Origin of the sequence: Methanobrevibacter sp. (genome assembly GCF_030539875.1) — an archaeon.
In the GTDB taxonomy this organism is placed as follows: domain Archaea; phylum Methanobacteriota; class Methanobacteria; order Methanobacteriales; family Methanobacteriaceae; genus Methanocatella.
In genome coordinates this window covers 16496-34523 of sequence record NZ_JAUNXI010000012.1, presented here as the reverse complement: position 1 = coordinate 34523, position 18028 = coordinate 16496, and the positions used below count along the sequence as shown (strand labels likewise).

The window sequence follows — 18028 nt, the reverse complement described above, 5'->3', positions numbered from 1 at the left end:
ATATAAATCATTATTTACTAAATTATATATTATATTTATTCAATTTTTTTTTAAATTATTAGGAGGTGATAGGTTTCAGAAGAAAATTAATCTTCGGATTGCTTTTAATGATTTTGGCAATGTCTTTTGTTCAGGCAGGTGAGGTCAATTTGACTGACAATTCAACGGAAGTTCTTAAAGCACCTGTTGTACCTGACACTCCCGATAAACCCGATTTGGTGGTAAACGATACGGTTTACATTACACCAAACAATATTGATGAGTATTTCAAGGACAATACTTTAACAGAGGATTATGATGGCAAGACTTTTGTCTTTGAGGGCAGCTTCAATAATATTGGCAAGTTATCCGTAAATGCCAAAAATGTCACAATAAAAGGTGAAAATGCAATCCTTAAAAACACTGTCTTCGACATCTCAAAGGACAACGTTTCATTGGCCAATCTCAAGTTTGATTTGGATTCTGATTTCAGTGATAATGATGGTGCTGCAATATTGTTCAACGGCAACAATTTGAATCTGGACAATCTTGACATCAACTACAATGTTCCTTTAAATACTGAGGCTTATGCAATCTGCGGAGTTGGCAACAGACCATCTTCAATGAATTTGCGATTGACAAATTCAAGAATAAACTTCGAAGGACACAACAACAATGCCAAAGTTTACAACTATGCAGTTAAAGTAATCAACTATGATGATTTTCTCATGGAGAACAATACTATTACAACTGCATTGCCTTTAAAGGATGTTAATCATGGTGTTCATGGTACAAGTCTAGACTCTGACTTTGTTCTTTCAGTAGGTTTTGAAAACTGCAATCGTTTAAAGTTCATTAACAATAAGATTATATCTGAAGTCAACTACCGTCCGGATTCATTATATCCTACTTTAGATGGTTTACTGATTAGTAAGTGTGACAATGCATTAATTGCAAACAATTCCATTCACATGAGTGATTTTGTCACATATCCAGGTCTTGATAATTATTTATATGGGATTGACATTTATAATTTGAATAATCTAACTGTGATGAATAATGACATTTCAATGGTAACTACTGGTGGAAGACTGGCTGCGGGAACTGCTTATCCGATACAGATTTCAGGGCCAATTACTAAAGTGAATATAACAAAAAACAACCTGTATTCATTTTCAAACGGTCCAAACATTGGAATATATTCTCAGAACTATCATGGCAGTACGGAGTTGTCAATAACATATAATCGCATTAATGTTACAGGTCTTGCAGGAACCCATGAATGGGCATTGGTGGCAGGCATCGAATCCCAGGATTCAAATGCAATAATTGAAAACAATATTATTGAAGTGCACAGTGTAGGTCCAGTTAATGTTGATGACAATATCTTTGGTGTAAGCTATCGTCAGTCTACAGATGGTGATCATAAGTATTCAATTAAAAACAATACTGTATTCAGTGACGGTTTTAAATCAGTGTATCTGTTGAATTCTGTAAATTCAACTGTTGCAGATAATTTGCTGGTATCATATAATGATAAGGCAAAAAACGGCTATGACGGTTTTGGATATGGTGACTTGTCAAATCATGACAACATCAATTTCGAAAACAACCAGGTCATAAGGGCTTTTGATTACTTTGCAAATCAAAACAATAAGATTGACAATGGTGGGGAGTATTCATATACTACTCCAGTCAACAATAATGGAATTTCCAATGTTATTGAGGGTTCATCCATTAATCCTATAAACAATAAGGATAAGCCGAACTATAATCCGCTGATTCCGGGAACATCTTCACACAATAGTGGGTTGTACACACCAGGAATCATCAACACATCGACAGACAATGGCCATAATGGGAATGGTAATGGTGTTAATGGTGAAGTATCTAATGGAGGCAATTCTAATTCGTATAGCAATTCATCCAACCTGATAACGGTCACTACTTCATCTGATTATCTATCTAACAATACTGATGCAACCCCGTCAGATGCAGGGTTGGAATCATTAGTCGCCACATCAGAATCCGGTGGTGAATCTCCAAGTGTTTCCAAAAAAGCATATGAACTTGAAGATTTAACCAAGAGTGAGTTTATACCTTCAATATTTTATGTAATAGCTATATTGATATTATTCATTGTTGGTTATAGACGTAAAAATTCAAATTTCGATTAGTCAAAAATATTTTTGACTAATTGTTCTACTTTTTTTCAATATTTTTATATAATATCTTTAACAAAAATTAAAACATTGGCGATAAATTTCTGAGGTGTTAAAGATTTTAAGAAAAACAATACTGATATTCCTCTTACTTACATTGGTATTAAGCATTTCACATGTAAGTGCTGAAACGAATGATGCAATGGAATTAGAGGATATTAATCAGGATTCATCAATTTATGTTGATAATCAAGGAGGCAATGATTTAAATAATGGTGATATTCAAACACCAGTTAAGTCAATCAGTCAGGCAGTAGACAATGCAGAAAACAACACGGACATATATTTAAGCAGCGATACTTACAGAGGTGATAAAAACACAAGAATCACTATTGATAAATCACTAAATTTCATTGGAAACAATACAGTTATCGATGGGGAGTCTAAAAACTACTTGTTTACAATAACTGGCAATGTTAAAGTCACTTTTAAAAATATTAAGTTTATTAATGCTTACAAATCTCCTGAATCTTACAGTATAAATTATCCTGATTCTGTTTATGGTTCTTCACTGGAAATAAGAAATGCAATTGTCATGCTTGATAATTGTACTTTCCAGTCAAATGTTCTGGATTACAGTGCCAACAACAAGTACATTTATGGTGGTGCAATAAGCAACAACGGCACTTTAACAATTGTCAATTCCAAATTCATCTCAAATATCGCACATTCCACCTCTGGGCTATTTTCCCATGGCGGAAGCATCTACAACAATGGAAAACTGGTAATCAATCAGTCCCAATTTCTAAAATCAGACAGTGATGATTTTTCATACGGAGGTGTAATCTACAACAACAATGATTTGATAATGGATAACACATTAATTACTAACTCCCGCTCTGCACAGGAGTCAAGGGGAGGGGTGATTTATAATGTTGGCAAATTCAAATTAACCAATTCAATAATTGAGAACAGTGTCGTTTCTAAGGCTAATTTCCAGTATGTCTATGGTGCAATTTATAATGCAGGAACATTAACTGCACATGGCAATATTTTTAGAAACAACACTGGAGTTTACTCAACACCGACCAGGGGTTCACCTACAATCTACAGTTCAGGCAAATTAAACTTGTCCTATAATCTCTTTTTGGGAAACGCTCCTTTTGAAGGAGTATCAAAGGATGTTTATATCAGCAGCGGAGATATGATTTCTCTTGACAATAACTGGTGGGGTTCAAATGAAAATCCATATGTTACAAATGCCGTTAATTTGGATGAAAAACTCAACAGTTGGCTGGTTTTAAACATAAGTCCAGATTATTCTTCTTTAAATATTGACCAATCTGCTACTATCACTGTCAAATGGACATCAAACAATCAGGGTGTCTTAAATATGGATTTTATTCCAAAAGTAGAAATCAACATCAACAGTGGCATTTACAATTTAACAGATCAGCTATTCTATACTTATAGTGATACTCAGGTGAAAGGATTATATAGGATACCTGTGATTTTAAATGATTTTACCAAAATCGTTGAAGTTGATGTGGGAAAAATAAAAACAAACATCATAGTTGATGTAAATAATAATCTAAGTTATATGGATGATTTAAACATTAATATCAATGTTAAGGGTGATGATAATTTAAATCCGGATGGAATGATTATACTCAGTATTGGCGATAATCAGTACAATATGTCGCTAGAAAATGGATGTGCAAATTATACAATATGCAATTTAAATCCTGGAAATTATGAGTTAAAAATATCATTTAATGGTACTGAAAATTATTTTAAATCATACCATACTTCAAAGGTCGCTGTCAATAAAAGAGACACCTACATGAATCTGGAAATTCCTGAGTTTTTCATTGATGAAAGTTTCTATGTTAATGTTCAGCTCCAGCCTGAAGGATCCAAATCAACAGCAGTATTATATGTTGACGGCATCAGAAAGAAAATGATTTATCTATATGACAATCAGGTAAATAAGATTTCATTGACAGGTTTTGGTGAGGGAGAGTACAATATTACAATAGCCTACATGGAAAACGCATTTTTCAAAGCATGCAATATCAGCGGCATTTTAAAAATCAAGAAATACACGCCGGTGTTTAATATCACAGCACCGGATATAATGCTTGGTGAGACACAGACCATTAAAATCACAGTTACACCAGATGATTTGAGAGGAGAGGCAATCTTAAATATCAACGGCAACAATTATCTGATATTTTTGAATGATACAACAACTTCCATTACTGTTTCTAATTTAAAAGATGGAAAATATAATTTAAAATTGATTTTTGACGGAAATGCCAAGTTTTCAAAAGCCATGTCCACAGCATCATTCAGTGTCCTGAAATATCCGACAACATTGGATGTTAAAGTAAACTATAATGAAACTACTTTTAAAGGCAGTATTCTTGTTAAAACCAGCAACGTGAACTGTACCGGTGAAGTACGTGTCATAATTAACTATAAAATATACAAATTGAATCTGACAAATGGACAGGCCAATTTCCAGGTAACTTATGATAAGGGAACCAATTACATTTACGTTTACTATGAGGGTGATGGCTACTGGGCAGAAGCGGATTGGAATACAACAATAGGCATTGCCGATGAGGCCATACTGATTGGTGGTGATGTGGTATCATATGAACACAATGACTTTAATTATTCAGTTAGATTGATTGAACCTAGCGGTGTGCCGCTGCCCTCAAGAATAGTAACAGTCAACTTCGAAAATAGATTATACAATGTTACAACAAATGATGACGGTTACGGATACTTTAAGCTAAATCTGGAAAAAGGCAACTACACAGTTAAGGCAAATTATAAAAATCAAACGGTAACTAATGTTGTCGAAGTTAAAAAAATCAGTTTTAACCTTACATCAACCAATGCCACTTACGCCAATCAAGTAACATTTACTGCAAGCTTTGATAAGGACGTAAATGGAAGAGTCAATTTTACAATTTCCAATGTTTTAAGTGAAATTGTTGATATTGTCAATGGAAAGGCTGTATTAATCGCTGAATATGTCAATGCCGGCACATATACTTTAAATGCCCATTATACTAATGATTACTTCAACTCTTCTAGTAAATCTTCACAATTCAATGTCAGGAAAGCAGATTCCCTATTTGATTTGGCTGTTAGTAATGTAATCTCTGGTGAAGATGCAAACATTACATTGACACTATCCAATAACGCCAGTGGTGATGTAATGTTTGTTTTGGACGGAGTGGAATATGTAGTTGAAATTAAAGATAATCGTGCAGTTCTGTTTGTATCAAACATTTCTGGGGCAAACCACACAATAAACGTTTCCTATGGCGGTGATGCTAACTACAACATGAATTCACTGAATTCCAGTTTTTACATCAGGGATTTAAGAAGTCCAGTTTCATTAACATTAAATAATATTGTCTATGGTGAAATATTCAAGGCCACCGCCAAACTTGACAGTAACACAACAGGTAATGTAACATTCACAATAGGAAACATTACCAAAACTGTCAGTATCGGCAATGGTGAAGCGGTTCTGGAGTTAGGTGATTTGAATGCAGGCAGTTATAATCTGACTGCCGTCTATGAAGGAAATGCTTACTATATCAGCTCATCCAGTTCGACCAGATTTGATGTGTTTAAAGCAGAGTCAGCTATTCGCATTGAGGCTGATGCAGGTCTTGGGGAGAATATTTTGATTTACGCTTACTTGTCCCCAAAAGCAACTGGTGTTGTTTCATTCAGCATGCCAGGATATTACACATCAAGGGACAAGGTGATTGATGAAGCGATTGCATTGTGGTATATTTCACCACTGGATACTGGAGTATATACTGTTAAGGCCTATTATAAAGGCGATAACAATTATCATGCATCAAATGCCAGTTATGTAATCAACATTTCACAAAAGAAAACCAGATTGCATGTTGAAATCAAGGATGTCACTGTCAATGAAAGGGTAACTGTCAGCGTTAGACTGACTTCAGGAAATGTGAATTTAACTGATAAGGTTATTGTTAAATTACATTCCCGTGAATATAGAGTTAATGTGCGTGACGGCAAAGGCAGTCTTGTCATAGGCAGACTTCCAATCGGAACATACAATTATGAAGCCATTTATGAAGGCAATGAAAACTACACTCATGAAAGGGTAAGCGGATCTTTTAGAGTCGATGAAATGATTGGCGTAAATCTGAACTCCAGAAACATTACAATGTATTACGGGGCAGACAAGAAGCTTGAAGCAGTTTTAACTGATGCAAGCAATAATCCGTTGAAAAATCAAATCATAAACATTAAATTAAATAATAAGGTTTACCAGTTAACAACAGATGATGATGGTAAGGTTTATCTGGATTTAAATCTTAAAGTAGGCAATTATATTGCATCAGTCATGTATAACGGCTCTGAGAAATACTTGTCAAAGGAATTGAACATCTCAATTGAAGTTAAAACCACCGTAACCGGAATTGATGTTACTAAACTCTATGGAACCTCAACCCAGTACTTTGCAATTTTCCTGGATTCCAACGGAAGGGCGCTGGCAGATACAAAGGTCAAATTTAAGATAGGCGACAAGACATTCACTGCAACTACACTGCCAAATGGTATTTCCAGGTTGAACATTAATTTCAAGCCGGGCAACTACCTCATTCAGGCAATCAATCCAAAAACAGGAGAAATCGCCAAAAACAGAATTTACATCTTCAACAGGTTGATGGGAAATAATGATTTGGCTAAGAACTATTGTGAAAACAAGTATTATAAGGTTAGGGCATACACAAACAATGGCAAGCCTGTAGGTACTGGAATAAATGTTAAATTCAAAATAGCAGGTAAAACATATACTGTAGTAACCGATAAAAACGGTTATGCAGGTTTGAAAATCAATTTGAAACCTGGAACATATGCCATAACAGCCAATTATGGTGGAGTAACTGTTAAAAACAAGGTTGTTGTTAAGTCCATCATCAAAAATATTAAGGTGGAAAAGTCTGCTAAAATAGTCAAGGTTTCTTTAAAAAAGGTGAATAAGAAATACATGAAAGACAAAAAGCTAACTCTAAAAATTGCAGGCAAAAAAATCACAGCCAAGACCAACAAGAAAGGCGTTGCAACATTTAAAATCAAGAATTCAATTGCTAAAAATCTTAAAATAGGCAAAAAATATACTTTAACAGTAACTTACCTGAAAGACACTGTTAAAAAGTCATTGGTAGTTAAATGAGATTTTATCAAATCTCATTATTTTTAGTTTCAATTAAACCGCATTGTTGGCGTTACACATATAATTGGTGTTTTAAAGGAATTTCAAGAATTCATATTCGTCAAAAAAGTTTTTATCAGCCAACCGTTTTCAGATTATTACGGCACAGGCAGGGCTTTAGAAGAATTATCCGAATTGGGATTTACAAAAGGAATAGGTGCATCTAACTTCAATTCGGATATGCTGTCTGATATCTGCTTGTTTAGCTGCAGAGTAATTTTTCAAATCAGTCAAGAATTTGGATAAGGGCAGTGCCTGTTTTTCAACCATCAGTCTCTAAAGCCTTTGAGAGATTTAATGATATGATTTAATATGATGAAACCACAAATAATTTAACTGATTACTATGGCATATGAAATTAAAAACAAGAAAAACATTTCAACAATTGGCGTACATGCCGGTCAGGAAGAGGTTGACGAGACCGGTTCACGTGTAACTCCAATTTATCAAACCACTTCTTATGTATTTGATTCATCCAGTCAGGCTGCAAATAGATTTGCACTTAAGGAAGAAGGAAACATTTACACAAGACTTTCAAACCCTACCACTGAAGCTTTTGAAAAAAGGATGGCTGCTATTGAAGGAGGAACTGCAGCATATGCAACTGCCAGCGGAATGTCAGCTATTTTTTATGCAATTATCAATTTAACTCAAGTAGGAGACAATATTGTCTCAGCAGATAATTTATATGGGGGCACATATGAATTGTTTGAAAACACTTTGGAAGAATTGGGCCGCAGTGTAACTTTTGTGGATTCCCAGTCTCCGGAATTATTCGAAGATGCTATTGATGATAAAACAAAGGCAATTTATGTGGAATCTATCGGAAATCCAAAATTGGATATTCCTGACTTTGATAAACTGGCAGAAATTGCACATTCTCATGAAATTCCTTTAATTGCAGATAATACTGTAGGTATTGGGTCTGTAAGGCCATTTGATCATGGAGCTGACATTATCGCATCATCTGCAACCAAATATATTGGAGGTCACGGCACCACTCTTGGAGGAATCGTCATTGAAAAAGGCGACTTTGACTGGATGAGCGGAAAATTTCCCACCTTGTCTGAACCTGATGAAACTTATAATGGACTGATATTTGGAGAATCCTTTAAAGGGTCTGCTTTTACAACAAGAATCAGAACTGTCATTGGAAGAGATACTGGTGCTGTTCCTTCTCCATTCGGCTCATTTTTGCTTTTGCAGGGTTTGGAAACCCTCGGACTTAGAATCGAAAGGCATGCTTCAAACGCAATGGATGTTGCCCAATATCTGGAAGCGCATCCTAAAGTGGCATGGGTAACCTATTCAGGTTTGGAATCCTCTCCGAACCATGAGGTGGCTAAAAAATATGCAGAGAAAGGTTATGGCGGAATCGTATCATTTGGTCTTAAAGCAGGTTATGAAGGAGCTTTAAAGTTCATTGAAAATGTGGAATTGATTTCATTTCTGGCAAATATTGGCGATGCAAAATCATTAGTTACCCATCCTGCATCAACTACCCATTCTCAATTGTCTGAAGAGCAGCAGTTAGCTACCGGCGTAACACCTGATTTAATAAGATTTTCTGTCGGTATTGAAGATATTGAAGACATTTTGGCTGATGTGGGACAGGCTTTAGATAAAATTTAAATTGAAGGTTTTTTAACTTTCAAACTCTATTTTTTTTATTATTTCAACGGATATGCGATTTTTAAAGAAAATGATTAGTATAGGCTTTATTAAGCTTTAAATGTATTTAAATGATATATTAACTGGAAAAATTATTCGTATCTAGAAAATAATTCAAATTAGGATATTAAAAAAACTTTTAAGGAAGATGGTGCAGGCATTATTAATCAAAGATATTTGTGCAGAAACTTTTTTTCGATAATTGTTTAAGGTTAAAATTCAATATATAATAGTTATGCAAACCAATGAAAACATCGAATCGATAATTGGAAGTCCTAGAAAAGCCATTAATAAATTGGCTTTTCCGACTATATTGTCAATGCTTTTGATGTTTTTAAATAATCTAATTGATAGCTTTTGGGTTGCAGGAATCAATGCAGATGCTCTTGCGGCGCTTGGATTTATATCTCCGCTTTACCTGGTCATCATCGGTCTTGGAAGCGGTGTCGGTGCAGGTGCTAATTCATTAATTTCAAGATACATTGGAGAGCAGAGGAGTGACGATGCAAACAATGCAGTCATGCACTCAATAATAGTGACTGTTATTGTTTCTGTTCTTGTTTTAATAATCGGATTGTTCTTTTTAGAGGACCTGGTCATATTGCTCGGTGCAGGTAGCGTAAGTTCATATTGCCTAAGCTATGGGAAAATCATATTTCTGCTCAATATCGTGTTTTTGCTTCCTAATGTGACTGCCAGCATATTTAGGGCAGAGGGAGATGTAAAACGGGCAACCAATCCTTTAATCCTGACGGCTGTTTTAAACATGATTCTTGATCCGATTTTTATCTACACACTTGATCTTGGAATTTTCGGAGCAGGTTTTGCAACTGTAATAGCTTCATTTATCGGACTTTTGTGGATGCTTTACTGGATTTATATTAAAAAAGACACATATTTCAAGTTTAAGTTTGACTACTACAGGGCCAAATGGAAAATATATAAGGAAATCCTTGTTGTTTCACTTCCTGCAGGAACAGAAGAAATCATATTTGCTGTTGTTGCAATAATCTTAAATTATTTGATTATGATTACTGCAGGAGTTAGTGAGGTTGCGGCTTTCACAATAGCCTGGAGATTCATGTCAATGGCATTTTTGCCATGTATGGCCATTGGAATTGCCACTATAACTGTTTCAGGTGTTGCTTATGGCGCCCGTAACGGTTCAAATTTTGATGAAACAATCAAATACTCAACATTGCTTAGCTTGGCCATTACATTAATATTTAGCGGGGTATTTTTCTTTTTCGCTTATCCTATCTGCGACATATTCACTTTCACATCAAACAACTCTGAATTGGTTCATCGTTCAGCAGAGATTCTGCAATTGCTGGTTTTCTATAACTTTTTAATTCCTTTTGGAGCAACTGCGGCCTATGCCTATCAGGGTGTCGGCTCAGGGTTCAAATCACTTGCCCTTACAATACTTAGGGAGTTAGTTTTAAGTATGGCATTTGCTTACTTGATGGGAATCACCTTTGGCATGGGAATCTTTGGAGTATATCTTGGAGCAATAATAGGAATGAATATCGGCTCATTGCTTGGCTTTATCTGCATATGGATATTTAATCTGAAATTCAGAAAGGAATTTTCCCGCTGAAGAGTATTACTTTTTTTATTAATTTAATGGATTTGGTATTACTATTAGATTAGTATTACTTTTATTTTACTTATTTATGAACTTTGTATTATTGTTTATAAATTTAGAGGACTGTTATTACGATTTTTTTGATTTAAAGCCTTTTAGTAATACTTTTTTTAGAAAAATATATATTGATTTTATTATAAACCTATTCATGGTAGTAATATTTTTCTAATTAGATTTACTACTTAAAATTTTTTACCTTTAATCTTAAAGGAGAAATTTAAATGAAATTTTTTAGAAATAAACCAAAAATGTTTGTGATACTTCTAATTGCAGTCTTTTGTTTTTGTTTTTTTTCACAGCTAGCTTTTGCTGAGAGTAACGACGTTATTGGCAATGCAGAGCTTGAAAATGCATCAGCCGATGAGGTAGTCGCTCATGATTTGTTAGAAGTTTCAGATGATGGTGGTTGTAATGTCTCTAATAAGATTTCAATAGAAAATCCAAATGAAAATTTAAAGAATTCTCAAAATATTACTGTATTTATAATCAGCGATAATCCCGGAACAAATATTCTGGATAAAGCTAGTTTTGAACTTGACAATGAAAGCAGGTTAAATGGAGTAAAATTAATTATCAGAAATGGAAATCAGGTAAAATCAATGAATGAACAGGAATTGATTCATTTATTATCCGACTGTGACGCATTTATTGGTGAATGGATAAGTAGTGATGTTGATTCTGTATTGACCAGTGTATTGGTAAAAAATCCTGATTTGTCAAATAAGAAGCTATTCCTTATACTGGAACCTCCTTCAGGCAATTTAAATTCAGGATCTAGTTCCTTGAATCTGATTAGAAACAATACCTTGAACTATAATAGAATATTTATAAACAACTCTAATGAAGAGCTGATCAACTATTTTAAAAATACTAAAAGAGGCAATTCATATTCTAACATTAATGATTATTTGACAAATAAGGACGGAAAAAATTTCAATCCGATTTTAAATCAGTTAGTCCTTTATAAGGATTTAAATGATAAAAACAATTTAAAAAATCAGATTTTATTTGTCTTAAATTATTTGGGTGTTAATGTTGAATATGAACAGCCAACATTTACAGGCAGTAAAAGCTATGGTATTTATAGGGATAGGTGGTACTCCTTAGAGGAATATACGGCTACTTTTTTCAACCCATCCAATAACAGGACAGTTGGAATTTTAGAAAGTACCATGTATATTGAATCTCAGCAGCTGCACACTTGCTATTCAATTATTGAATCTTTAGAGTCAAGAGGTTATAATGTAATTCCTGTTTTTGCTGCAGGAGGTTCTGCTGAACAGTTAATGGTTATGGTTGAATCATGGACAAGTGCGGGAAATGACATTTCCGGATTTTTATCTAATTCTTCTAATTTTGATGTTTATGTTGATGCAATAGTATCGATGGTGGCTTATGGAGTCGGCGGAGAAAACTTCACAAAGGCAACATCCTTTTTTGAAGAGGCAGGTGTTCCAGTATTTAGAGCAGTTCATTCAGATTATGTTTCAAATGAACAGTGGGAATTAGGTTCTACTGGTTTGACAACAGAAAAAAGTGATAAATGGTGGCATATTACCATTGCCGAGACACAAGGAATAATTGACGCTACATTCATTGGTGGCGCTTCAAGTTATATGTCTAATTTAACTGGGGCTCAAATTACTACTTATATTTCCCATGAAAGAAATATCGAGCTGCTTGCTGATAGAATCAATTCATGGGTAGACTTAAGATACACTTTAAACAAAGATAAATTAGTTTCAATAATTTATTATAATTATCCTCCTGGAAAACAAAATATAGGTTCAAGTTATTTGGATGTAATAAAAAGTATTTACAACATGCTTTATACTTTGAAAGCTGCAGGATATTCAGTTGGAACTTTGCCAACTAATGTTAGCGAACTTGAAAATTTAATGATTTCTTGCGGCATAAATGTCGCTACATGGGCGCCTGGAGAACTTGAAAAACTGTCTAACCGGCCGGGTGTAACTTTACTTTCAGTAAGTGAATACACATCATGGTTTAACTCATTGGACGACATTGTTAAAATACAAGTTTCTAACGGGACCGTTGCATATATTGGTGAGTTAACTAAAAGGGCAGTTGAGTTAAATTATACCAAAACAATCGGAAGCACAATTGACGATTGGTATAATCAGGTAGTCTCTTTACTTCCCGATGAAAAATCAGCTGAAGCAAAAGAGGTTTTATCCAATATTGTTAAATCTTTAAAAGATTATGCAAATTCTCATTTGCAAGGCGATTATGAATCATATCTAAAATATTTTGATGAATTTAAGAAATTGAACATCCAAGGTTTAAATGGATGGGGTGAAGCTCCGGGAAATGTTATGGTAGTTAACAAAAACGGCACTGATTACTTTGTCATTCCGGGATTGACTTTTGGAAATATATTTGTAGCTCCAGAACCTCAAAGAGGATGGGAGTCTGATATTAAAAACCTTTACCATTGTACTGCTGTTGCTCCAACACATCAATATTTGGCGGCATATTATTACATGCAAACCAGAAACCCAAATGCGATGATTTTCACTGGAAGACATGCGACACATGAATGGTTACCAGGTAAAGAAATTCTTTTATCCGCAACTGATTATGGATCAGTTGTTGTTGGTGATGTGCCTCAATTGTATTTCTATATTAGCGACGGTTTAGGTGAAGCCATTCAAGCTAAAAGAAGAGGTTTTGCAGTTATTATTTCTCATCTGACTTCTCCAATGTCCTATACTCATTTATACGGCAATTTAACTGTTCTTGCCAATCTGGTAAATGATTATCAAAAAGCGGGAAGCAGTTCTGAAAAAACAAGATTGGAGAAAAAAATACAGGATTTGATAATTGCCAATGATTATTCTGCCAATTTGGGACTTAACAAAAGCCAGATAAAGGGCATATCTATTGGCTTGTTAATAGAAAAAATCAATACATTTCTAAAATCAACTCAAGACACTCTCTATCCATTGGGTCTTCATGCATTAGGCGAATATTGGAATGAAAAGGATATTGCCAGTACAGTTTCTGCAATGCTTTCCCGTGATTTAGTTTTAGAAAATAATCAAGGAACACTTAATTTATTTAGGGAACTTTCTAATTATTACTATTCAAAATCATATGGTGATTTAACTGCATTTGAAAGGGAATTCGTATTGGATAAATCTTATGATATATGTAAAGCGCTGATTTATTGGGATGTTGATACTGTAAATAAGGTATTGATTAATGAAAATGTTAAGTTTGATAATTCTAACTTCTATGCTTGCTTGAATTTAGCTAAAAGTTATATAAATTTAATTAATCAAAGCATTTCCAATGAATTAAATGCAATGCTTGATGGTTTAAACGGCAGATATATTCCTACCGGTGAAGGGGGAGAAATTGTTGCAAAGCCAAGTGTTCTTCCGACAGGTACAAACATGTTTCAGGATCAGTCATCTGAGCTTCCAACACAGGATGCATGGAATTATGCAAAAACTCTTGCATTATTAACTTTGGCTGATTTGAATGACACTACCGAAAAAATCATTATGGGAATTTGGTGTGTTGAAACCGCAAGGGATGATGGTGCTTTAGTTTCAACTGTTCTTTATTTATTGGGTATGAAACCTGTCTGGACAGATTCATCAAGTGCAGGTTTTGATGACGAAGGAAATCCTACCGGAAAAAAAGTCGGAGCAATGCCTGAAGTTATCAAATTAAATGACTTAATCCGTCCTGACGGATGGGCTAAAAAAAGAATAGATGTTACTGTAATTACTAGCGGATTATTCAGAGATTTGTATTCTTCCCAATCAATTTTAATGGATAATGCATTTAGAGTAACCTTGGCAAGATCATATTTGACATTGATTAACAATAAAACTCTGATGAATGGAAAATATGGCATGGAGTTAAAACAAGCATTGGACGAAGTCATGGAGAGCATAAATTATTATGGTGCTTCAAATGAAGCCTTAGAAACCAATTATATTGCTCAGCATTGGATTAATTATTGTTTGTTCTATTTGGATAATGGTTATAATGCATCCTATGCAGGAGAATGTGCAATTACCCGCATATTTGCTCCGCCTAATGGGGATTATGGTGCTGGAATATCAAAACTGGTGTCAATGTCATGGACTTGGAACAACACTGATGAATTAGCCCAATTCTATTTGGGAAGAATGGGAAACATGTATTCCAAAAAGTACTGGGGAGATACAAATCCTTTAGTATTTTTAAGAGCACTGTCAAATTCAGATACAATCATAACAAGCCGTAATACCAATCAGTATGGCGTATTGGACAATGATGATTTCTTTGATTATTGGGGAGGCTTATCAATGGCTGTTGGACATATTTCCGGCAAAAACCCAAAAATGAATGTTTTGATGTATGCCGATAAGAATAATGCATATATCTCTTCACTTGAAGAAGTCATGTATCGTGAAATCGCTTCAAGATATGACAATCCGGAATGGATTAAGGCAATGATGAAAGAAGGATATGGAGGTGCCCGTTACATGTCAAATAAATTCATCAGCAATTTATTCGGATGGCAAGTAACAAGGCCAAGCTCAGTTTCAGATGATTTATGGAATAGGGTGTATAATACCTATTTTAAGGATAAACATAATCTTGGCGTTAAAGAGTGGTTAATGAGTGGAAATAATGCATATTCTCTTATTTCTATGAGTGGAACAATGTTAAATTCAATTCATGAAGGATATTGGAATGCTGATGAGGCAACAATAAGGGATATTGCAAATACATGGGCACAGGCAACAGTTAAAAATGGTGTTGCATGTTGTGACTGTAGCTGCGGCAATATAGCAATGATGGAATGGGCGGTTAGATATGTAAACCCTGATATTTTAGCACAGCTATTGCCAAAATTATATGATGCAACTGAAAATCCCGTATTTTTAAATAATACTCATAACCCAAATGTCAAACCTGAAAATACTGATAATCCTAAAGCAGACCCTTCAACTCCAAATCCTGTGGAAGGTTCTTCATCCAGTTCAACAATGTCCAGTAATGCAACTTCCACAAGTTCCAATAAATTTTCATTAAGCAATAGTCAAAATTCACAAGGAAACGCTGTTTCTGATGTGGGAAAAGACAGTTCAAGTGAAAGTGCAGGTGCTTCTAGTTATGAAGGTGCAGATGTTAAAAAAGCTATTGAAATCAATCCTGTAACTCAACAATCTGCAAGTGAAGTTGGAATGAGCTTGCTTGCTGTTTTAGGAGTCATATGTCTGATTCTTATAATTGGAGTCGGTTATTTTAGAGATGATGAGAAAGATAAAAAAGGCAATAATTTAGATGAACTTTTCAATGAGAAATTATAAAATTAGATGATTTGTTCATCTTTTTTTATTTTTTTTAAAGAGGGAAAAAATGGATGTAATTAATGTATTATGGCAGCTGGGAATTTTATCTGCTGTATTGATATTCGGAATTAAATTGGGGCTGGCTACAGGACTGGCCAACATGTCAAAAAAATATTTGGCTTTAGTTTCACTAGGCTATGGTGGTGGTGTTTTAATATTGACAGAAATATCATCATTTTTCACAGAACAAATTACAGATTTAATTTATTCTTATAATTTTGAGTTCTTTTTAATCATGGCCATTATAATGATTTTAGCAGGGATTTTCACAATTAGAGAATATAAAGTTTTTGAAAAGAATACTGCCACTGCCACATGTATGGCGATTGTAGCTCCTTGCCCATGCTGCTTTGGATCAATTATTGTAAGTATCATGTTGGTGGCTCCAAGTATAGGTTTGGGCCTTTTAAACTTAAGTGTTTACGTTGCAGCTGCACTAGTCTTAACTATTGTTTTAACATATTTTGCATCAAATTATCTTATCAAGTTTATCAATAAACCGTATCCTATTGTTTTGGGAAATTTTATGCTATTTTTAGGAATTTACTTTTTATTATCTGCATTATTTTTACCGAACATCACTTCTATGATGCAGAATCCTATGGATGCAATAAAAATTGCATCTCCCGAATATTTAATCGCGGTACTGGTATTGATGATTATGATAATGTTTTTAGGCGGATTTTACTTTAAGAATAACAGCTATTTGGATTAAGGTGATTATTAATGGTGACAACAATTCCTGGAAGTGAAATATTAACTTCCGGTTTAAATATAATCTCTCAAAGTTTACAGATTCCTGTAATCATATTTTTAATAATTTTTGCATTTTTTGCAGTAGTTACTTTGGGAAGTCTTATCTCGGAGTATACTTCACGTAAAAAAATATCTCCAGAACTGCTTGAGAAACTGATTTATTCAATTTCTAAAGCTAACTCCAGTGAGGAATTAATGAGTATTGTTAAAAATGCAAAACTATATGAGAATCAAAAGGTAGTTCTAGTTAAAATATTGCGTGCAGATTCATTAAACAATAAAACAAGAGAAACTCTAGCTAGAAAATTAATCGAATTTGAAGAAACTAAACTTGGAAAAACAATAGAGCGAACAGATATTGTTACTAGAATTGGTCCGACTTTGGGTTTGATGGGAACTTTAATCCCTATGGGCCCAGGGCTTGCCGCTTTAGGTGCTGGTGATGTAAACACATTGGCAAGTGCTATTATTGTTGCATTTGATACGACTGTTGTTGGTATCGGTGCAGGGGCAATAGGCTATTTTGTATCTAAGGTAAGGCGCAGATGGTATGAAGAGGATTTATCGAATTTGGATTCTTTGGCTGATGCATTACTTGATAAATTAAGCCGATAGTGGAGTTTTTATCATGGTTAGGAGAAAATGCAAAAAACGATTTAGCGATGTTGAAGAAGACCCGATGGCTGGAACTACGAATCTGGTAGATGCAATGCTTGTAATTGCTGTAGGATTATTGATTTTTGTTGTAATAAGCTGGAACATACAAAGTATAGTGTTTTCAGACACATCACAGGACCAATCCCAAAATGTTCAGGAATCTCCATTGAATGTTACTGAGGTAACTGAAGGCAACCCGCTAAATGACACTCCGGAATCCAGGGAAAGTTCTGGTCAAGGTTATGTGGAATTGGGAAAAGTGTATAGGGACCCGTCAACCGGAAAGCTAATAATGGTTGAAGGATAATATATATTTCTTACATAGTATTACTTTTTATTTTTTACTTTTTTCAATTAAATATTACTTTTTTCCCATATTGTGGGGTTTTTTATTACTTTTAATCAAAAGTAATACTTTTTCACTGTTTATGACAAAAATGGTATTAAGATAATCTTTATATTTGTATTACTCCTTCACTTTAATTAAGGTTTGTTT

General features: G+C 34.3%; 9 protein-coding genes. 8 read left to right on the top strand and 1 reads right to left on the bottom strand.

The features are described from left to right. Nucleotides 1-65: 65 nt before the first annotated feature. Together Q4Q16_RS05900 and Q4Q16_RS05895 are read left to right on the top strand one after the other, a co-directional pair. Nucleotides 66-2156, top strand: coding sequence for a right-handed parallel beta-helix repeat-containing protein (locus Q4Q16_RS05900; RefSeq protein WP_303346801.1), 2091 nt, complete (start codon nucleotides 66-68; stop codon nucleotides 2154-2156). 94 nt (nucleotides 2157-2250) lie between these two features. Further along, a complete protein-coding gene (locus Q4Q16_RS05895; protein ID WP_303346800.1) occupies nucleotides 2251-7383 on the top strand; it encodes an Ig-like domain-containing protein in 5133 nt (1710 codons plus the stop codon). A gap of 165 nt (nucleotides 7384-7548) precedes the next feature. Here the strand turns inward: Q4Q16_RS05895 and Q4Q16_RS05890 are convergent, their stop codons facing one another. Then, nucleotides 7549-7692, bottom strand: coding sequence for a hypothetical protein (locus Q4Q16_RS05890; protein WP_303346799.1), 144 nt, complete (start codon nucleotides 7690-7692; stop codon nucleotides 7549-7551). Nucleotides 7693-7767: 75 nt separating this feature from the next. Here Q4Q16_RS05890 and Q4Q16_RS05885 point away from each other — a divergent pair, with 75 nt between their 5' ends. The 6 genes from Q4Q16_RS05885 to Q4Q16_RS05860 all read left to right on the top strand — a co-directional run bounded on the left by Q4Q16_RS05885 (nucleotide 7768) and on the right by Q4Q16_RS05860 (nucleotide 17839). After that, complete coding sequence (locus Q4Q16_RS05885) at nucleotides 7768-9054, top strand: O-acetylhomoserine aminocarboxypropyltransferase/cysteine synthase family protein (protein WP_303346798.1); 1287 nt, start codon at nucleotides 7768-7770, stop codon at nucleotides 9052-9054. A gap of 274 nt (nucleotides 9055-9328) precedes the next feature. Then, entirely contained in the window at nucleotides 9329-10693 is a 1365-nt protein-coding gene (locus Q4Q16_RS05880; RefSeq protein ID WP_303346797.1) for an MATE family efflux transporter, read from the top strand. A gap of 269 nt (nucleotides 10694-10962) precedes the next feature. Next, nucleotides 10963-16077 carry a cobaltochelatase subunit CobN gene (locus Q4Q16_RS05875; protein WP_303346796.1) on the top strand — a complete coding sequence of 1705 codons (5115 nt, stop codon included), beginning with the start codon at nucleotides 10963-10965 and terminating at the stop codon, nucleotides 16075-16077. A gap of 49 nt (nucleotides 16078-16126) precedes the next feature. Beyond that, complete coding sequence (locus Q4Q16_RS05870; RefSeq protein WP_303346795.1) at nucleotides 16127-16834, top strand: DUF2162 domain-containing protein; 708 nt, start codon at nucleotides 16127-16129, stop codon at nucleotides 16832-16834. Between the two features lie 14 nt (nucleotides 16835-16848). Next, nucleotides 16849-17490 carry a MotA/TolQ/ExbB proton channel family protein gene (locus Q4Q16_RS05865; protein ID WP_303346828.1) on the top strand — a complete coding sequence of 214 codons (642 nt, stop codon included), beginning with the start codon at nucleotides 16849-16851 and terminating at the stop codon, nucleotides 17488-17490. Between the two features lie 13 nt (nucleotides 17491-17503). Next, nucleotides 17504-17839, top strand: coding sequence for a DUF2149 domain-containing protein (locus Q4Q16_RS05860; RefSeq protein WP_303346794.1), 336 nt, complete (start codon nucleotides 17504-17506; stop codon nucleotides 17837-17839). The last annotated feature ends 189 nt before the right edge of the window (nucleotides 17840-18028 follow it).